15 protein-coding genes and 1 pseudogene are annotated in these 19,655 nt (G+C 60.7%); 7 read left to right on the top strand and 9 right to left on the bottom strand.

From position 1 onward, the window contains the following. Positions 1-1,151 (bottom strand): acyltransferase family protein (locus EKO19_RS26550; protein WP_175597197.1); only part of this gene is annotated, 1,151 nt, incomplete at its 3' end. A gap of 184 nt (positions 1,152-1,335) precedes the next feature. After that, positions 1,336-3,447, bottom strand: a complete 2,112-nt coding sequence (locus EKO19_RS26545) for a carboxypeptidase-like regulatory domain-containing protein (protein WP_129780196.1) — start codon at positions 3,445-3,447, stop codon at positions 1,336-1,338. 1,111 nt (positions 3,448-4,558) lie between these two features. On the opposite strand from EKO19_RS26545, the gene EKO19_RS26540 reads away from it, so the two are divergent. Next, the gene (locus EKO19_RS26540) at positions 4,559-5,473 is read left to right on the top strand and encodes an SDR family NAD(P)-dependent oxidoreductase (protein WP_129780194.1); all 915 of its coding nucleotides are present in this window, start codon (positions 4,559-4,561) and stop codon (positions 5,471-5,473) included. A 37-nt stretch (positions 5,474-5,510) separates the two neighbouring features. On the opposite strand, the gene EKO19_RS26535 is transcribed toward EKO19_RS26540, so the two are convergent. Next, positions 5,511-7,739, bottom strand: a complete 2,229-nt coding sequence (locus tag EKO19_RS26535; RefSeq protein WP_129780192.1) for a TonB-dependent receptor — start codon at positions 7,737-7,739, stop codon at positions 5,511-5,513. Between the two features lie 313 nt (positions 7,740-8,052). Here EKO19_RS26535 and EKO19_RS26530 point away from each other — a divergent pair, with 313 nt between their 5' ends. After that, positions 8,053-8,640 carry a MarR family winged helix-turn-helix transcriptional regulator gene (locus EKO19_RS26530; protein ID WP_129780190.1) on the top strand — a complete coding sequence of 196 codons (588 nt, stop codon included), beginning with the start codon at positions 8,053-8,055 and terminating at the stop codon, positions 8,638-8,640. A gap of 29 nt (positions 8,641-8,669) precedes the next feature. Here the strand turns inward: EKO19_RS26530 and EKO19_RS26525 are convergent, their stop codons facing one another. Then, entirely contained in the window at positions 8,670-10,088 is a 1,419-nt protein-coding gene (locus EKO19_RS26525) for a Rieske 2Fe-2S domain-containing protein (protein WP_217705603.1), read from the bottom strand. 37 nt (positions 10,089-10,125) lie between these two features. On the opposite strand from EKO19_RS26525, the gene EKO19_RS26520 reads away from it, so the two are divergent. Both EKO19_RS26520 and EKO19_RS26515 read left to right on the top strand, forming a co-directional pair. Next, the gene (locus EKO19_RS26520; protein ID WP_129780188.1) at positions 10,126-10,440 is read left to right on the top strand and encodes a 2Fe-2S iron-sulfur cluster-binding protein; all 315 of its coding nucleotides are present in this window, start codon (positions 10,126-10,128) and stop codon (positions 10,438-10,440) included. Then, complete coding sequence (locus tag EKO19_RS26515; protein WP_129780186.1) at positions 10,437-11,663, top strand: NAD(P)/FAD-dependent oxidoreductase; 1,227 nt, start codon at positions 10,437-10,439, stop codon at positions 11,661-11,663. Before EKO19_RS26520 ends, EKO19_RS26515 begins: the two co-directional genes overlap by 4 nt. Before the next feature lie 5 nt (positions 11,664-11,668). On the opposite strand, the gene EKO19_RS26510 is transcribed toward EKO19_RS26515, so the two are convergent. From EKO19_RS26510 to EKO19_RS26495, 5 genes and pseudogenes are all read right to left on the bottom strand, one after another. Continuing rightward, positions 11,669-12,979 (bottom strand): Rieske 2Fe-2S domain-containing protein, encoded by a 1,311-nt coding sequence (locus EKO19_RS26510; RefSeq protein ID WP_129780184.1) that lies wholly within the window; start codon positions 12,977-12,979, stop codon positions 11,669-11,671. 64 nt (positions 12,980-13,043) lie between these two features. After that, positions 13,044-13,940 (bottom strand): hypothetical protein, encoded by an 897-nt coding sequence (locus EKO19_RS26505; RefSeq protein ID WP_246038960.1) that lies wholly within the window; start codon positions 13,938-13,940, stop codon positions 13,044-13,046. 117 nt (positions 13,941-14,057) lie between these two features. Next, a pseudogene (locus tag EKO19_RS40010) lies at positions 14,058-14,261 on the bottom strand (Rieske 2Fe-2S domain-containing protein); the annotation flags it as partial. A gap of 148 nt (positions 14,262-14,409) precedes the next feature. After that, on the bottom strand, positions 14,410-15,222 hold the full coding sequence (locus EKO19_RS26500) for a TIM barrel protein (RefSeq protein WP_246038974.1): 813 nt from the start codon (positions 15,220-15,222) through the stop codon (positions 14,410-14,412). Positions 15,223-15,276: 54 nt separating this feature from the next. Further along, positions 15,277-16,401, bottom strand: a complete 1,125-nt coding sequence (locus EKO19_RS26495; protein WP_246038973.1) for an alpha-hydroxy acid oxidase — start codon at positions 16,399-16,401, stop codon at positions 15,277-15,279. 230 nt (positions 16,402-16,631) lie between these two features. Between EKO19_RS26495 and EKO19_RS26490 the strand changes: the two genes are divergently transcribed. Genes EKO19_RS26490 through EKO19_RS26480 form a run of 3 tightly spaced genes read left to right on the top strand, consistent with a single transcriptional unit; the run spans position 16,632 to position 19,644 of the window. Continuing rightward, on the top strand, positions 16,632-17,561 hold the full coding sequence (locus EKO19_RS26490; RefSeq protein WP_129780176.1) for an alpha/beta hydrolase: 930 nt from the start codon (positions 16,632-16,634) through the stop codon (positions 17,559-17,561). After that, positions 17,558-18,385 (top strand): SDR family NAD(P)-dependent oxidoreductase, encoded by an 828-nt coding sequence (locus EKO19_RS26485; protein ID WP_217705602.1) that lies wholly within the window; start codon positions 17,558-17,560, stop codon positions 18,383-18,385. The genes EKO19_RS26490 and EKO19_RS26485 overlap by 4 nt, the downstream gene beginning before the upstream one ends. 17 nt (positions 18,386-18,402) lie before the next feature. After that, positions 18,403-19,644, top strand: coding sequence for an MFS transporter (locus EKO19_RS26480; RefSeq protein WP_157995448.1), 1,242 nt, complete (start codon positions 18,403-18,405; stop codon positions 19,642-19,644). The last annotated feature ends 11 nt before the right edge of the window (positions 19,645-19,655 follow it).

The raw sequence follows: 19,655 nt of genomic DNA, 5'->3' as shown, positions 1-19,655 counted from the left end.
TGCGATGAGGCACGAAGCGCCGCCTGCCCGGTGCCCAAGGCGATCACGCCGCCTGCGATGGTCAGCGTCGCGCCGAGACCGACCGAACGCATCGGTCGCGCGGCGAGCCACGTGCTGGCCCGGACAGGATGCTCCAGCAATTTGAATCCCGCGGCGGCACACGCCAGCGTCAACACGCTGCAGACGAAGATTCGCTGCAGCGGATCTTCGACGTTCAAGATCGTCGCGTACACCACGATGGGCCAGTGCCACAGATAAAGCGAGTAGGAGTGTTTGCCCAACCATTGCATCACGGGCAGTTTGAGGAGCGTGGCCGGGCTCCCGGATTGGCCGCTTGCTCCACTGACGAGCACTGCGGCCGTCGCGGCGACGGGCACCAGCGCAATCCAACCCGGGAAGCGCGCTTCCTCCGTCAACCCGAAGAACGTCGCGATCAACCCGGCGAGGCCCAACCATCCCAGTAGCGCAGCACCCCGGAAGCGACGTGCCCAGTCCGTCACGGGCTTCAAGGCACACAGCGCGCCGATCCCGAATTCCCAGGCGCGGGTGGGGGAGGCGTAGAACGCCCAATCTTGTTTGCGATAGCTGAGCCACAGGCACAGCGCGAAGGAGAGCACCGAGAGCGCACCGATCGTGCCGGCCATGACGCGCACTGTCGGTCGCCAGCGCCACACGATGAGCAACAGCGTGGGCCAGATCAGATAAAACTGTTCCTCGACCGACCGCGACCAGGTGTGCAGAAACGGATTCGAGGCGCTTTCGGGGGCGAAGTAGTCGGCCAGCAGCGTCATGAAATAAAAATTGCTGGCGTAGAGCGAGGAGGCGAGCGCGCCCTTGGTTGCAAACAATTGTTCGGCGGGCGCGAGCAAGAACGACGCCGTCACCAACGTGACTACGGTGACCAACAACGACACCGGCAGGAGTCGGCGCGCGCGCCGACCATAGAAGCGCCACAGATCGATCGATCCGGTGCGCTCCAATTCGGCGAGCAACAAGCCGCTGATCAGATAGCCGGAGATCACGAAGAACACGTCGACACCGACGAATCCTCCGGACAGGGTCTTCACGCCAAAATGAAAGATGACGACCGAGAGGACCGCGATGGCGCGCAATCCTTCGGTGTCTTCACGAAACTGCTTGTCCAATGCCAAGAGATTCCCTGAGTGCCAATCGTCGGCGCAGCGCATGTTACCGACGTCTCGGCGGTCAGGCGACCCCTTCGTTGTTCAAGCAAAGGCTCGCCACGACGCGCGAGCTCGCGCTTGCCGAATCAAGTGGCATTCGAGCCGCCGCGCTCGCGCAAGTGTCAGCGGCGCGTCAGTGGTGATTGGAGCGTCAGCGACGCTCTCGTCGCTCTCGTAGTTGCTTCAGCTGCGCCGGGGCGATGGCACCACCCTGGCGCACGCGGTTCTTGGTGGCAAGCATGGGCTTGCTGCTGCTCGGAGCGGCCTCGCCAAACGGCTCGTAGTCATACATCGCGATGTAAGTCTGCCGCGATGAAGACTCATCCACACCTTGGCCGTCGTACAGATAGCGCACCAGCGAGTAGCTGCGAGCACCATCACTCGCGAGCGGAATGTGGCGCCGCTGGTCGTACACCACACACTGCGGATCGTCCAGCAAGGAACAATTGAAGCTGTCGAACGAATCACGCGTTCGCTCCAGGATCAAATCATGGCCATCAAGGTGCCAGAACAGTCCCCAGTTCAACCCCAGGAGGTTGGCCTCGGTCACATCCAACACGCTCACGTTGCCCGACTCATCGACGATTTCATCCTCTCGCGAGCCGGTGCCGTCGGCGTCGAGACGCGAACGATAACCTTTGATTTCCGGTGGCGCGCCCGCGTCGCCGATGCCGAGCCAGTAGTGGCGTCCCACAACGTTGTTGGGAGTGAATGAAAAGGCGGGCTCATCGGCAAGGATAGAGACGCTGGCGCCAACGTGGCGGTTGCCGTTGGGCAGCGTGAGGTCGTAAAACACATCCGTCGCAACATCCTCGACATCCCGCAATGACCGATACTTCGCGACAGTCCCGTCGGCAAACGTCGCCGTAACGACCTTGGCATTCGCATCCAGCGCCCAGGTGAATGTCTTACCGAACACTCGAGTCGTGCCCGTGCCATCGGCGTGCAGGTCTGCAATGTCCGGCATGACGATGACAGCGAACGGGTCATCCTCGTGCGGATCTGAAACCTCGTCGTACACCCACAGGGTTCGGGTCGTATCACCCAAATCGGCGGCGTCGATGGACTGAGTGTTGCTCGAATCGATGATGGTGCGGGCGGTAGTGAAAGTCTCGGTCTCTCCGGTCGGACCGCAATCGCGATAGGAGATGAGCCTGTCTTCAGTGACCGCCAGAATGTGATCGCTCAACTGCCTGAGGGTTGCGCCACGGCTGGTGTAGTCGAAGGTGATCTCCTGAACGCCATAGCCGAAGCCGGGCACCTCGGGACACACGCCACGCTCGATACCGAACGATTGGATCGGGCTCGCGTAGACAATGTCGATGCTTCCGCCCGAGACGCTCCAGGTCATGTTCCGGTGCCAGTAGCTGCTCGTCGCGGTACCGGTGCCGTCAACATCAAATGTATAGGCGATGGCGCGATCCACGCCTGCGTAGGTATTGGGAAGATCGCTCGGCAGGGTGGTCGCAATCAGATTGCCTGGCACGCTCGAGGGCGTGATGGGTTTGACCAGCGTCGCATCGCTGACGATTGAGTTCTGCGTGGCCACGAACGCTGCCTGGTCGAGCAAATACGCAGCGTCGATCAACTCCTCGCGTACGGTCGTGTTGGAGAGCAGGGCGGTCATCGATGGCTGCCCGTCCGGCATCGGATAATCCTCGGCATGATCGACCAGGAGCTTGATCGCGGTCGCCAGATCCAGGACGTCCTGACTGTTCAAGCTCGCGGACAAGGTCCGCATCAATGTTTCGCTGGTAACAGCCTGACCGCTGTTGGCTTCTCTCAGTAAGACTGCGAGCGCCGTGCTGACGTTGGTGATCTGAGTGGCAAAATTCTCGGTGCTCGACAGCGTCGCATCGCTCCCGGCTTGCACGAGCAACGAGGAGAAGGTTCCGAGCAGACTGGTGAACTCGACATACGACTGCGAGCCCGCCCCCTTCGCCGACAACGTCACGAAACCGCTGGTGGCATTCTGTGCCAGCGAGATTTCCAGACTGTAGTTGCCGTTCGCATCCGCGGTCGCCGTGAATGTCTGGCCACCGACAGTTGCCGTCACCACAGCGTTTGCAATTGGCGCATCGGTGACCGTGCCCGTGAGCGTCAGACGGCTCATCGTAGGCTGGGGCGGATTGGGATTGCCGCTCGGAGGAGGGGTCGTCGTCGTACCTCCGCCACCGCCGCCACCACAGCCCGCCAGAATTCCCAACAACACTGCAGTAAGCGTCACGACGCCCGTGCGCTGGGCGGCTCGGAAATGATTCATCGGGAAACGAGTCCTGTATCCGTACAAGCTGACGGCGCGAGTGTATCTATCGACGCCGTTCGGATACGTGATCCGATACAGATTTCAATCAGACAGCGGTACGTTCAGCCTGCCATTTTCACTGCTGTTTCATAACGTCGCGACAGATCTCAGCTGCCTTCAATCGTGCTTCCTGGCTGCCATAGGTAAATGGGCCAACCGACGCGAGCGTTCGGTCCATGCATGCTTCGAAGCGATCGGTAGCGGCTTCGGCGGCTCTCTCTTCAGGCCTGGTCGCACATCCGCTGAGTGCGGCCACGGCGATGACGATGCAGGCTCGGTACATGGAACATTCCCTGTGTGGCGAAGAAGCCCATAGGCTACGGCCCGCATTTGCGGTGTGGCTGTGATCGCAATCCCAATAGTCCGCCTATCGCGAAGCTCTTGTCCCCAATGGCGTCACTCCATGAGGCGCATAATGAATATTATGGTAAATTTGATATCGAGCGTGTTCCGCCGGACGCAGAGCCACTGGTCTGCATGAATCGGCCGGCCTCGATCCCTCATCCCTGCCTCAATCTCGTACTAAAGCCATATGGGCACGCCGCCGACCACACCCGTATGGACTTGAGCACTTACGGACTGTCCGTGCTCCTGTTGGCACGGCTCGGCGGCGTGCACCTCGATACCGCACGACGCTGGAAGCGCCTGGGACAGTTCCCACGGCGCTTGATGCCATTTGGTCGATCTGATCGTCAACGGCGACCTGAGTGCACTTCACGACGCCTGGAGCGGCTTCCGATTGCATCAAGGCCTCATCTGGACGCCTGAGAGCGAGTCGCTGCGGCCAGGAGATCTGCGAGCAATCCCGTTGCGTGCACAACAGCTGCAAGCCTTGCAACGCGACACTGCAATAGCCTCGCCGCCCCCCTGCGGCCGTCGCCGAGGCTCAAGAAACGCTCAAGCACCGGATACGTCAGGTCGTGGCCGAGGGCCTGGCGCCGGAAGCTCGCGTGAGAGTGACGCAGATCGTGTTCGGCCCGCCCTCGCTTCGCCCTGCCAATTCAGCTACGATCTTCCGTGGAAGATAACTTTGCCTTGGGTCGAGGCTAAAGCGGGCTCTGGAGCGCACATGATTCATTTGCAAGGGCAAGTTGTAGTCATCACTGGCGCAGGACGTGGCATCGGGCGCTCGCACGCTCTTGCCTTCGCGACTCGCGGCGCACGTGTGGTCGTCAACGATCTCGGCGTCTCCTACGACGGCGCGCGCGAGACCCTGTCGCCGGCGGACAGCGTCGTCGAAGAAATTCGCCGAGCCGGAGGCGAGGCAATCGCCGACTACAACGACATTTCGAATTGGGACGGCGCCCAAGCGCTGCTCGACGGCGCGCTACGAGCGTTCAATCGCGTCGATACATTGGTAAACAACGCTGCCATCATCCGACCTGCTCCGCTGACGGACACAACGGCACGAGATCTGGACGATGTCGTGCGAGTGAACGTCAAAGGCACATTTGCGCCGCTGCAGGTATTCGCGGCTCATTGGAAGACGGAAGGCACCCGATCGCCCGGTGGCCACAGTCGCAGCGTGATATGCACGACGTCGCGCGTGGGCTTTCGACCCGCGCCCTACTATGTCGTGTACGGCCTCACCAAATCGGCGGTTGCGTACCTCGTCGAGGGCGCCGCTGCTGAGCTTGCCGGACTGGGCATCCGCGTAAACGGGATCGCACCGCGTGCGGATACAAGGATGATGGGCGATGCAACGCGCAGACTGAACGAGATCGCAGGTTCAGTAGGAATTGCGGGGGTCTTCGGCGACTCATCCGCGACAGAACGCCCCGCGGAGCCGGTCGAGAGTATCTCCCCATTGGTACTGTGGCTCGCCAGTGCCGCATCCCGCGCGGTTACGGGAGCAATCTTCTCGGTCATGGCGGGACGCATCGCGCTGTTAGATGGTCGCCACGAGCGATCGGTCTTCACATTGCCAGTCACGCATACGCCTGAGGATGTTGACCACGCGCTGAGCGGTCTCGAGGCGCCCTGATGAGCGCCTCTTTGACGTTTGCTATTCGCGAAGAGCTTTAGAAGCTCGCACCGAAGCGGATGCCATAGGTCCGCGGCGGTCGAATGGTCAGAGAGTCTCCGCCGAACAAACCACCCGGCCCCGCGCCGACTTGATTGATCGAGGAGTACACCTCCTCACCGAGCAGATTGTCACCATACAGTGAAACGCTGTACTTACTCGTCGCGCCCAGGGTCCATTTGACCGAAGCATTGACCCATGTGTAGCTGTCCTGCTCCCGAGTATTGGCGAAGTCGAAGAAGAACCCGGAGTTGTAGTAGACATTGGCGCCCAGGTCCAATTGATTGGCCCCGACGGGGATTGCGTAGTTGATCGCGACGGTCGAGGTGAGCTCGGGAGAGTTCACGACATCGTTATCGGATGCATCCCTGGGTGTTGCCGTGTTGCCGATACCCGGCGCCGGCACCGGGACAAAGAGCGGTGCGGTCGGAAAGCTGTCGTACCTGGCGTGCAGGTAGGAACCCGTCCAGGAGAGTGTCAGCGAGTCGGTGAGTGCCGCGACGAATTCGTAGTCGAGACCATAGATCTTCGAAGATGCCGCGTTGAGCAGCGTACGGGTCGCACCGATGAACGCGTTGACCTGCTGATCCTTGTAGTCGTAGTAAAACAGTGCCGTGTTCACTCGCAGGCGCTGGTCTAGCCAGTCGGACTTTAGACCAATCTCGTAGGCCGTGATTTTTTCCGGTTCAACGACCAGCGCCACGGACGCCGGCTGCCCCGGGACACTCTGCAGCGTTTGAGTATTGAACAGACCTGACTTGAAACCGGTGGACACCTGCACGTAGCCGAGCGCATCCGGTGTAAAGCGATGATCGAGACCGACTCTGAAGGTCGTCTTCGGAAAACTCCTGTTGGCAATCTGAGTAACGCTCGCTGGCGGCGCCGCCGGCGCCGACTGGTCCAGCCGGAAGTCACGCTCATCGTTCGTGTATCGGACACCCACTGTGAGCCTCGTTTCGGCAGGCAATGGGATCGTAGCCTGCCCGAAGCCCGCCCACGAGTTCGTCTTCATCTCCGAAGTTACGGTCGTGTCATTCAAGCCGATTGCGTTCGGCTGCGGGTAGTCGATGAACACCGGGTGATAGCCGCTGATGTCCTGGTAGTAGTAGAGGCCAAGCACCCAGGAGACAGTCGCCGCCTCGGGTGAGAGCAGCTGCAGCTCTTGCGAGAAGGTTTCCTGCGTGGGTTCAAAGCGCTGGTGCGAACCATCGTTCGGACCGAGATCGAAGTCGACGCGACCGTCCCAGTCCTGCTCGTGGTACGCCGTGATCGAGCGCAGATTCAGCGCTCCGAGCTCTTGCTGCCAGTCGATGCTGCCGCCCTTCGTTTCAGTGATCACACCGGAGGGGTAGTTCAGATTCACATCGTAGAAGCCGCCGGAATACTGAAATCCGCCGCGGCCGCGCTGATCGAGACCGAGCTCGCCATTCCTGGGCAAGCGCGTCGCGAAGCCGGTCTCATTGTGCAACTTCGACCAATCGGCGATGAAGGTGATCTCGGTGTGCTCCGAGGGCGTCCAGAGCCACTTGGATCGAGCCGAGTAATCGTAGCTGGTATAAACATCGGAGCCGTCGAACAGATTCGTGCCATAGCCCTCGTTCTGATCGCGGTAGGAAAGTGCCAGATCGGCGGCAAGCGAGTCGCTAAACCCGGTGGTTGCATAGAGCTGGGCTTCGGTGGTGTCGTAGTTGCCGTAACCGACCATCACGTCAGCGGTCGTTTCGTGACTGGGTCGACGGGTGTTGATCTGGATCACGCCACCCGTTGCGTTCCGGCCGAAGAGCGTTCCCTGCGGACCTTTATCGACTTCGATCGAGGCAATGTTGTTCAGCCCCATCAGGCTATTGCCTTGCGCGGACATATACACGCCGTCGACAAACAAGGCCACGGTGGCCTCAGCGCCTACCGACGAAACGGCTGCGCCCACCCCGCGCAAGAACGGCACGCTCGAAGCACCAATCGCCTGGAACTGCAGCCCCGGCGTGACCAGGGCGACATCAGTGACCGAATCCACACCCGCGCTCTGCAATTGCTCGGCAGTGAACGCGCTGATAGCGATGGGCACATCCTGCGCCGATTCGCTGCGACGCTGCGCAGATACGATGACCTGCTCCAGCGTCACCTGCTCGACTGCTCGGTCCGGAGCGATTGGCGCCTGCGCGCTCACCCCTGCTGATATCGACAGCCCGCCGACCAGCACGACCGTCGATTTGAACCCACCTGTCATACCGCGCCCCCTCTGTCATCCAGCTGTTGCTTCCGCCACTGTGTGCGGAGTTTTGTTCTGAGCTTCCGCAGAAGACATTAATCTTCCATGGAAGACGATATTAGAATGGGCGCAAACCCAAGCTCGCGTCAAGTACCATCGTAGCGGAATTCGGCGCTCGCTGACTCACACAGCAAGCGATGGGATTGAGCGACATTCGGCCTTCAGCGCGTCTCGCCACCTTCGCCGGATACCTCCCCTGTTCCGCTCCATCGCTGGCAGAGCTAAACTCACACCTTACGATGTGGTCGGAACGATGGAGCGAGTCACACCCATGGGCGAAACGCAAAGGCGAGCTATCAGTCACATTGAAGACGTAGTCACGTCCTGGGAGCGGGAACGACCGGATCTCGACCTGTCGAATTTCCTGCTCGCCATTTGCGTGATGCGCCTGGGGCGGGTGCTGGACGACGCATACGATCGCCTATGCAGGTCCCGCTTTGGCGTAAGTGGCGCGGATATGCGCGTGCTCTTCGCACTTCGCCGCGCCGGCAAACCGTATGCACGACGCCCCACAGACCTTTTCAAGGCGTTACTGGTCACCTCTGGCGCCATCACCAAACAGGTGGACCGCCTGCGTGATCTGGGATTCGTGGATCGAATCAGTGATCCCAGCTACTCCGGTGGCGCCCTCATCGCACTCACCACCAAAGGGCTCAAGGCGACCAATGCTGCTACCGATCTGTTAGCAGAGGGTTCTCCGATCGCAGCGGGCGTGCAGCGGATGTCCGCAGCCAACCGAGCCGCTGTTCGACAGTTCGTTCAACAAATGCTCGAGAGTCTCGAGCACAGCGCCACGGAGGACGAGACTGAGCGACCCAAGCCCTTACGGGCAGGGCGTCGGCGCGCTGCCAAGGTCTAGTCCTTCCAATTAATAACGGGGGCGCCCTGCTAAGCGTTTGCGGACTCAGCATTCTTCCAATGCCCCGGCGAAAGCTCCTGCCAAGTAGTGCGTGCTGATGAGGCAATGAACGTGTCCGGCGCGCCTACGTCGGTCACATCACCAGGCATGGCCACCGGGTCACCCCCTTGCTCCACATTCTTCGCCGACCGCAGCAACATCTTGCGGAGCGCAACCACCGCCCGATCGGCCGGGACCAGGTGCTCCTGCGAACGATCGATGATGGGCCCCATTGACAAGGACATCGCGGCATCCTCCTGCTCGATACCGTTGAGGCCACTCCAGCTCTCCTGCAAACGCTGGCGGTCCTGCCCGAAGCGATCATCCCAAGTAGCCCGGTACATACAATCGCGTTCACTGTAGACTTTCGGATCGTCGAGACCCAACAGTGCGATGTTCTTCGCCCTGTCAACGGGCGCCTTGCCGTGGATCACGATGAACGTGCTGGTATGCTCGTCGTCCGCAGGCGTTTCGAAGACAGTGTAGAGCGTCGTCGGCGCGGGAATGATGCGCGTCGAAGGCATGATGAATGGGACGACACGGACGTTCAACTGCGCATCGCCACTTCGTCGATCCGTGCGGAATGCGGCGTAGTAGAACCCGAAGTCGGTCTCGCTCAACTCCAGCTCCGGATCATTGTCCTCCACTGCCAGCACCGCGGGATTATCTTTGTCCGGATTGGGCGTGAACGTCGCATTCATCCAGCCGGGACGTGCGATGTTGCTGTGAAGGATACCCACATGCGAACTGTCGAACCCCCCTTCTACCAATTGCAGGTAGTTGGCGTTGACATTGATGCGAATCACCGTGCGATTCGGCTCGGGCGCATCCATGAACGCGTATCGCGTGAAGGGGGGTTGCTTTTCTTTCGGACCTAAATAGGCCCACACCAGACCGCCCTCTTCGCGTACTGGATAGGCTCTCGCCCTGACAGTGGATTTGATCGCGCGCATCGAACAGTTCGGAGCATCCTGCAGCGTCCCGTCTCTACCGAATTTCCAGCCGTGGTACAGGCAGCGGATGCCATTGTCCTCCACCCTGCCGAGCGCCAGAGAAGCGCCGCGGTGCGGGCAATTCTCTTGAACCAGACCGACCGCGCCGGTGCTGTCACGAAAAGCCACGAGGTTCTCGCCCACCAAGCGAACCCTGAGTGGGTCGCAGTCAGCCTCGGGTAGCTGTGCGCTCGTGCACACTGGTAACCAGAAGCGTCGGAAAACATTGCCCATCGGCGTGTTCGGTCCTACACGGCAGATGCGTTCATTGTCTTCTTTGCTCAACACGGTACGGCCTCCCAGCAGCGTCGACGCCCAGGTGATGCGTCGTCTCTTACGTTTCTTCCATGGAAGATCGCATCGTTTGCTGCGCAGGTCAAGCTCCGCCGACCGACTTGCATTCAAGTTATCTTCCATGGAAGATCACTATTCACGTGCATGCCGGGGATCGCGGATGACAGCGCTGCGAGTAGTAGATATGCAGGGCAACGAGCATCGAGTCGATGGCCTTGCGGGCCGCAAGCTCATGGAAGCCCTTCGGGAGTTTGATTTCGGAGTAGCGGCGATCTGCGGGGGGATGTGTTCCTGCGCAACGTGCCACGTCTACATCGATCCTGAGTGGCTCTCCCGACTGCAGCCAGCAGAGCCCGCCGAGCGTGACCTCCTCGCCGAGCTCAGGCATGCACGCCCCAACTCTCGCCTGTCTTGCCAGATCGATCTCACCGACGCCTTGAACGACCTGGCCCTCACGATCGCACCCGAAGAATGAGTACGCTCCGGCAGATTGTAATCGTCGGTGGCGGCCAGGCCGCCGCCCAGGCGGTCGATACGCTTCGGCGTCGAGGCTACGACGGCGGGCTCACGCTGTTGAGCGACGAACCGCATCTACCCTATCAGCGCCCCCCGCTATCGAAAAAATTCCTGGCGGGCTCGTTTGAGCGGGATCGCCTGCTGATCCGGCACGCCGGTTTCTACAGCGAGCATCGTATCGATGTTCGCCTCGGGTACCGCGTGGTGCAGATCGATCGAGACCAAATGCAAGTATCGGGCGCGGACGGTTCCAAGTACGACTACGACGCGCTCCTGCTCGCGACCGGCAGTCGCCCCCGAAGGCTATCGATCGAGGGAGCCGATCTGCAGGGCGTCCATTACTTACGCACAATCGCCGATGTCGACCGCCTTGGTCGCGAGCTCGTGCCTGGTCGCCGAATCGTCATCGTCGGAGGCGGCTATATCGGGCTCGAAGTCGCGGCTACCTGCCGCGAACGGGGCTTGGAGGTCACCGTACTGGAGATGTCCGATCGGTTGATGAATCGCGTCGTCTGCCCTGAGATCTCTTCGTTCTACGAAGAAGAACATGCCCGCCGCGGCGTGGATATCGTCTGCCGAGCATCGGTGCAGGGAATTCATGGCGATGAGCACGGGCGTGTGCGATCGATCATCTGCTCGGATGGCAATCAATATATCGCAGACATCGTGTTGATCGGTGTCGGCGCCCTCCCCAATGACGACCTGGCTGTTGCGGCCGGATTGGACTGCGCGAACGGGATCATGGTGGATGCTCACTGCCGTACGTCCGATCCTCGCATCTACGCAGCAGGTGACTGCGCATTGCATCGGAGCCATCAGTGCGGCGGATCGGTGCGCCTCGAGAGCGTCGACAACGCGTTCGAGCAAGGAACGAACGCCGCGTTGGCGATGCTTGGAGAATCTCCACGAATGCCTGCCATTCCATGGTTTTGGTCCGATCAGTACGATCTGAAGCTGATCATCGTGGGCTTGTCGACAGGCTACGACCGTACCGTGTTACGCGGCCGTCCGTTCGATCGCAGCTTCAGCGTGTGCTACCTGCGCGACGGTGAGTTGATCGCGATGGACACGATCAACAACGCCAAGGATCAGATGGCCGCGCGTAAGCTCGTCGGTCAGAGAAACCGGCCAATCCTGGACAGACTGGCCGATACGAGCCGCCCGCTTCGTGACTGCTTCTGAGACCTCTAAGCCACTGGCTCCGAAGCCGCCGCCGCCGAAGGTGGACGGTGTGTCGGCACGAGAGTTCGCCAATTCTGATTCGGCGCCAGCGTTCCATGAGTACCGCGAATGTCTCGAGTGTTTGCCTTTGAGGCGAGAGGTTCTGCGCCTTCAGCCACCCGCTTCGCCATGTTGAGCAGCACTCGATACAACCGACCGATCGCATGATCCGCAATGCAGAGCATTTCCTTGGATCGATCCCTGATGGCGCCGCCGGAAACCGATACGGCGACATCTTCCTCGGTGAAGCTGAAGATGCCGGTGAAATGGCCTTTGCGCACCAGCTCGCGATCTTGATGCCAGCGATTCTCTCGTGAAGGCCGAAGTGGACCGTCGATCGTACCGGGCGTGAGCCCGTGTCGCGCCAACGCTTCATCATCCAGCCCGACAAATTTCAGCTGCTGACTTCTGAGCGGCTCTTCGCCAATCGGGCGCTCGCTGTTCCACCAGACATGATAGAACCGCGTCACCTCGTCATTGACCGGCACGCACGCAAAGAACAGATCTCCATTCGGATTGTTGATGAAACAAGGGGCGATGAACGCGGCCACGCGGGCCTCGATGCGATGTCCTTCAGGGCCTTCGATGTCTCGCATGGCGACATAGTGGAAGCCGAAATCCGTGAGCTCCGCCTCGATCCTCGGCGCGGCATCGAAGGCCATATGCTCGGTCTTTCTGGCAAAATCGAGCTCTGACTTATCGGCTTGACTCAGCGGCGTGATGTGCAAAACGCTCAGGTGCGAGGAGTCGACCAAACCCTCCATGATCTGGACGAAATTGCAAGGCACCAGCGCCATCGCGTTGATGCGGTGGGCATCGGTCACTTCCATCCAGGGCCACTCCGGGAAGGATGGTTGTAACTCGGTGGGACCCAGATAGGTCCAGATCAAACCGCCAGCCTCGCGCACTGGCCACGCCTTCGCGCGAATGCGGTCCTTGAACCTGGCGTCTGGAACATTGGGCGTTTCCAGCACCTTCCCATCTACAGCGAACTTCCAGCCGTGATAGATACATCGCAGTCCGCAGCCCTCGACCCGCCCCAGCAACAGCGAAGCGCCCCGGTGACAACAGGCTTCGTTGAGCAGCCCGACGCGACCCTCCTCATCTCTGAAGGCGACGAAATGTTCGCCGAGCAATTCCACGTGCACGGGATCTCCGCCGGGTTCGGGCAGTTCCGAAGATGCCAACGCCGGCAACCAGTAGCGGCGTAACGCCGCGCCCATGCCCGAGCCTGGACCCACCCGGCACATCAGCTCATTCTCCGCCTGCGTCAGCATGATCGCCCCCGTCGCTATTCACAACCATCGAATTGAATTAACAAAGCCCGACAACTCTCCGCGATCAGCCCGCGCCTCGTCGATGCAAAGGCACCAGGGATCGCCAGTCCTTCGCATCTGACAGCTGCGCGTTGAGACCGCGCGCGACAGCTAGATCTATACCGGTCGCGAGTCCGATGGGAACACCACCGCCGAGCACTCGCCGAACCGAGTCGAGATACACGCGATGCAGGCGTCCCACAGCAAGATCCGCTATGGAAAGCATCTCCTTGGATCGATCCCGAATCGCCCCACCGCTTACCGAGACGGCAACATCTTCCTCGACCAAACCGGTAATGCCGCTGAAGCTCTGATTGGTGCGGATCGCCTTGCGGTCCTGATGAAAGCGATTCGAGCGTGCCGGACGCCGCGCTGCTGTGCTGTCGGCAGCAATGCCATAAGCCTGCATGGTCTGCGCATCAAGTCCGACAAAGCGCAAGGTTTCGGTTCGCAGCGGCTCCTCCGCCACAGGCCGCGTCGCATCCCACCAGATATGAAAGAAGCGCGAGCGGGTATCGCTGGCAGGCACCACAATGGTCGCCACGTCGCCGTTCGGATTGAGCACGATACAGGGCATCACGAAAGCCGTGACCCGGGCTTCGCGAAAGCCGTTCAGGCCATCGCGCAAAGCGACGTAATGGAAACCGAAATCGGTGCCCTCTTCTTCGATACGAGGGGCCAGATCGAACTGCATGCTCGCTACTTTGTCGGCATAGCTGAGATCCGATGTGAGACTGGCACGCAAACCATTGTTATGAAGAATCCCCAAGTGAGACGAATCGACCAAACCTTCCAGCACTTGGACGAAATTACAGTCGAGAGAATGGTGGGTGACCAGCACCTGCGGGTTCGGCAGCGAGTGCCATGACCAGTCCGGGAAGGCCGGCTGCAGCTCTGCCGGCCCCAAATAGGTCCAGATCAATCCGCCGGCCTCGCGCACCGGATGAGCGCGCCCGCGAACTCGATCCTTGAATTTGGTGTCCGGCACATTTGGCGTCTCGAGCACCCTGCCGTCAACAGCGAACTTCCAGCCGTGATAGATGCATCTCAACCCGCACCCTTCCACACGCCCCAGCAACAGCGAGGCACCTCGATGACAGCATGCTTCATCGAGCAGCCCGACGCGCCCCTCGCTGTCTCTAAACGCGACGAAGTGTTCCCCCAATAACTCCACATGCACCGGGTCTCCACCGGGCTCGGGCAGCTCCGAAGACGCCAACGCCGGCAGCCAATAACGGCGCATTGTCGTGCCCATGCCTGTGCCCGGCCCGACCCGGCACATCAGCTCGTTATCCGCTTGCGTCAGCATCTCGCCCCCTAAAGGCTTGCCGTGAGCTATCCTATCTTCCGTGGAAGATGATTGCTACCCCCTCGAGGCACTGCAACCCCGCTCAGCCGCGAAGTGGCGCTCGCGCCAGCAAGCTATCGACGTGTCGAAGGAAAGCAATTCCTCTTTGTTCGGCTTCGACCCCTGGAGTGGCCCACAGGTGCTCCAGCTCTATCAGTCCCGAATACCCTCTTGCAACCAGCCCGTTGAGGAACGGCAGCATGGCAATCTCGCCCAGTTCGGGCTCGATACGCCCCGGTACATTGGCCACCTGAATAACTTCCACCGAGTCCCAAACAGCCTCGAGATTCGTCAACAGATTGCCGTCCATGATTTGCACGTGGGCGGTGTCGAAGATCAGTCGAACACTCGCTCTCGCCACGGCTTTAGCAACGAGATAGGCGTCACCGATGTGTTGCAGCAACATGTCCGGCACGGCCTGCGCGTTGATCGTCTCGAGACACAGCACCAACCCATGCCGTTCGGCCAACTCCGCCGCCTCGCGCAACGCATCCACAAACCGTGCAAGTTGCAGGCTCAGAGGCATTCTCGGGTCGAGCCCGCTCAATATGGCGATCCTGCGCGCGCCGAGCCGCTGCGCGGTGTCGATGGCGATATCGAGCTCACGCATCCTGATGTGTCGATCATTCGCATCGCTGCTGCCCCAAAGCGGCGCCTTCGCAATTTCCATGGGTGCGTAGAGCATGGAGCCGGGCTCCAGGGACAGTTGAGCGAGCGTGCGTCCGATGCGATCGACATCATCGCGAGGCCGCTGGCGAGCCAATGCATCTTGTACACCGGCAAAGCCGAGACTGTGTGCGAAGCGAATCTGCTCGATGGCATCGGCGGCCTTCGCACTGAACGGAAACAGGGGCATCTCGAGCGAACGAAAGCCGAGGTGAGATGCATAGCGGAGCTGCCAGGTCATCATTTACTCCCGTTTCAGCAAGCAGCTCACGTCGAGCTGTTTGGCGCTGTTACAGCCAATCAATGTAAGACAGCGATCGAGTTCATCTGCGAGGATTGCGAATGCGCGGTCCGCTCCGGCCCGGCCACCCGCACCCACGCCGTACAAGCCCGCTCTGCCTGCCATTACAGCGGTGGCTCCGAGTGCAATGGCCTTCGCGATATCGGACCCACGGCGAATGCCCCCGTCGAGATAGACTTCGGCCCGGCCGGCGATACTCGCGACGATCTGAGGCAGCACCTCGATGGACGAGGTCACCCCATCCAGTTGTCGTCCTCCGTGATTCGAAACGGCCACTGCATCCACGCCGAGGCGAACTGCTTGCTCTGCATCGTCCGGCCGCAGCACTCCCTTGAGCACCAGCTTGCCGCCCCACTGCTGCCGAATCCAATCGATGGCGTCCCATGTGACACCCGCATCCATGTTCGAAGTCATCAAGGCCGCCAGCGATGTCACACTCGCGCTGCGCTTTCCATCGACGAAGTTCTGCATTCGTGGCACCCCATACGTCAAGATGTGGCGCGTCCATGTCGGACAGCGAACGAGGTCCCACACAAGACGGCTGGTAGGACGCAGCGGCACCGTGAAACGATTTCGCTGATCGCGCAGCCTTCGGCCGAGAATCGGCACATCGACGGTCAGTACCAGCGCCTGACATTCGATCGCCTTGGCCCGGGATATCAGCGCTCGGACCAGGTCACGATCCTTATACGGGTAAACCTGAAACCACAAACGGCTATCCGGCGCACGCTCGCGTATTGCTTCCATACGTACGCTCGAGGACGTGCTGATGGTAAATGGCACCTTCGCAGACGTTGCTGCTGTCGCCAGCAAAGCATCGGCTTCCGCCCAGACGAGTGCAGCGAGTCCAGTGGGTGCCACGATCAGCGGCAGCGCTGCGACTTCTCCCAGAATTGCGGTGCTGCAATCGCGCTTCGTCACATTCCTCAGGACCCGAGGCAGCCAGGCGAGTCGGTTGAAGTCATCCTGATTCCAGCGCAGCGTCAACTCATCGTCCGATGCACCATCGATGAAATCGAATACCGCGCGGGGCAACCGCCGGCGCGCAAGTTGCCGCAACTCCTCCACCGTGCTCGCAGTAGCGACACTCAAGGCAGCCTCCTCGGCGGAATGTTCAGCCAATACCCCTGAAACAAACGCATGAACTCAAGCAAGCCTTGGTCCGGAGCATCTACAATCGCTGGCACCGAGCGTACGCGCGATCGCGACCAGATCAGGTCGCGTGCAGCGGCTTGTAACAATCTTCCACGGAAGATACCATCTTTCGAGCGAGTCAAGTACCGAACCGGAGCTGACGCATGGTATTCGTTCATCCCAAGCTGCGTCCGATATTGGAGGCGGCACGCGGACTGCCCACCCTCGCAGACCTCGACGTGCAGACGGCGAGGGCTCAGATTGTCGCGCGAACTGCGGCGCGCCCCGCAGGCCCCGCCATCGATGAGGTCTTGGACATCGAGGCGGTTGGCTCGCAGCGTCCGATTCCAATCCGGCTGTACCGGCCTCGGAATGCCCAAGGGCTAGCGGTCGCGTTTCACGGTGGTGGATGGCTGATGGGCAGCTGCGACAGCTTCGATGCAACGTGTCGGCACCTGGCGCGCGAGTCCGGGCTTGCCGTGGCGAATGTCGAATACCGGCTGGCTCCCGAACACCCATTTCCTGCTCCGTATCAGGATGCAGTCGATGCCAGCCGCTGGTTGGCCCGCAACGCGTCGTCGCTCGGCGTGCCTCCGGATCGTATCGTCATACTCGGCGAGTCGGCCGGCGGTAATCTTGCGGCTGCTACGTGTCTGACTCTGCGCGACGAAGGCGTTGCAGGCATTCGACTACAACTCCTCATCTATCCGGCGGTAGACGCACGTCAACGTGCCGAGTCGTTGAAGACCTTTGAGGTTGGATATCTACAAACTACGAAGGACGTTGCCTATGCCTATCGGACCTATGGTGTCGGCACCCACGTCGATGCCGAAGATTGGCGCGTCTCGCCGCTACTTGCGAGAACCCACGCAGGGCTGCCGCGCACGCTCATCATCTCGGCAGAGTGCGATGGCACTCGCGACGACTCGGCAGCATATGCTCAGAAGCTGCTCGAAGCCGGCGTACCTACAATTCACGTTCAATACCAAGGCATGTTGCACACCTTTTTTGGCATGCGCGGGATTGTGGATGAAGCAGCGGAGGCCCAGCGTCAGGCGGCAGCGGCCATGCGCGTGGCAGTCTTAGAGCGATGAAGGTGAAATCCATGACCTATGCGGACAGCAATCACGTTCCGGACTATCTGCGGCTGCTTCGCCTGGATCGCCGCGGCTACATCGTACTCGGAGCGGGAGATGGTATGGGACGACAGGCTGCGCATGCTCTAGCGCAAGCAGGAGCGCGCATTCTGTGCGTCGATCGCGATAGCACGCTCGCCGAGAAAATTGCGGCAGAAACTGACGGGGTTGCAGCGACTGGCGATGTCACCTCTCGCTCGGAGATGGAGCGCATCTTCGCGCTCGCGCGGGACCAACTCGATGCACCCCTCGCTGGGATCGTCGACGTCGTAGGGATGGCAATCACCAAACCACTAGCGCAACTCGACGATGCCGGCTGGACGGCCCAATTCGACGTCGTCCTTCGACATGCCTATCTCGCGCTGCAGCTCGGAAGTCGCGCGCTACCAGGGGGCGGCTGCATCACATTCGTTGGCTCGATCTCTGGCGAAGTCAGTGTTGCCAATCAGGCCGCGTATGGCACCGCCAAAGCCGCTCTACACCACCTGGTACGCTGCGCAGCTCATGAACTCGGGCCATCGGGGATCAGAGTCAACGCGGTTGCGCCCGGATTTGTCCGCACCCCAAGGTTGCTAAAGGCGCTGAGCTCCGAATTCTGGGATCGAGTCTCCAGCGCCAATCCGCTTCGTCGTGTCGCGGTACCGGCAGACATCGCCGCAGCGCTTCTGTACTTATCGAGCGATCTTGCCGGGTATGTGACAGGCAACGTGCTGACGTTGGACGGCGGCACCTCGTCGGTTGCCGCGTTGCCCGATTTCACTGTGCCGACACTGGGGAAGTGAGGCTGATGCGATCCTCCATGCATCATGCAACGCTGAATCGTTGGTGGACCGTTGCAGCGGGAGCTTTGGGCGCCGGCGTGGGCGTCGGCGTTCTTGTGATCTACACCTTCGGGGCGTTCGCCGCGGAGATGGCAGCTGAGTTCGGATGGTCACGCTCGGTCCATTCGAACGCTCTCACCGTATTCCTGGTTGCCTCGGGAATCGGCAGTTTGTTACTCGGGCAATTGATGGACCGTTTCGGAGTGCGCCGGGTATGCGCGGCACTCGTGGCCGCGTTCGGCATCACTGTCGCATCGCTCGCCTTGATCCCGCCAAAGATCTGGGTGCTCTATGCACTGTTTGCCGTGATTGGTTTGACTGGTTCCGCGGCTACAGCCATGCCGTATGCGGTCGCCATAAGAGCGCTGTTTGATCGCGAGCGGGGGCTGGCGTTGGGATTGGTGAACTTCGGTGCCGGCATCGGCTCCGCCATCGCGCCCTATTGCGCAAAGATACTTGCCGAATCCTTCGGCTGGCGGGGTGGCTATATAGGCGTCGGCATTGCCGGCCTGCTTCCGGTCCTCGGCTTGCTCCTGCTGGTACGGGATCCAGCGTCGTCGAGAAAACAAAAGACCTCTCAGCCGCAAGAGGGCTGGCTCATTCAGCTGGGCCGTCCGACGTTCTGGTTGATCACCATTCCTGTTGCAGCGATTTCGATCGCTACCTTCGGTGTGCTTGGATCCATGGTGCCGCTCCTGCAGGACCGCGAACTTGGCGCTCAATCGATCGCCATTGTCATGTCCTGCGTCGGTGTCTCCTCCTGGATCGCGCGACCCGTGGTCGGCTACGCGCTTGATCGAGCATTCGCTCCCTACGTCGCGGCCGCATCCTTCGTGTTCGCCGTTGGCGGCTTGGTGCTGCTGACGCTAACCGATCACATCGCAGGCACGATCGCCGCGGCAATCCTCGTGGGGTTCGCTTTGGGATCCGAGGGCGATCTCGTAACGTTCCTGGTCAGTCGCTACTACCCTCCTGCCATTTACAGCCGCGTGCTTGGCGCCGTCTGGGTGACCTGGGCGTGGGGCGGCGGCATCGGTACGTTCTTGGCGGGTGCAAGCGACCGGATGTTCGGCTCCTATACGCCGGCCATCGTCGTCTTCGCCGCGATGCTCACGATTGGCATCATCGTAGTGTGCCGACTCGGCCCCTATCCGTTCCCCGCGGCGGATAAAACGGCCACGAGTTTGCTCCGAACATCCCAAAAGGTTGCCAGCGCCTGACTGGACTCGAG

It is taken from the genome of Peristeroidobacter soli (genome assembly GCF_004138485.1).
GTDB classification, from domain to species: Bacteria; Pseudomonadota; Gammaproteobacteria; order Steroidobacterales; family Steroidobacteraceae; genus Steroidobacter; species Steroidobacter soli.
The sequence above is the reverse complement of the archived record's forward strand: the minus strand, read 5'-3'. Positions and strand labels throughout refer to the sequence as shown.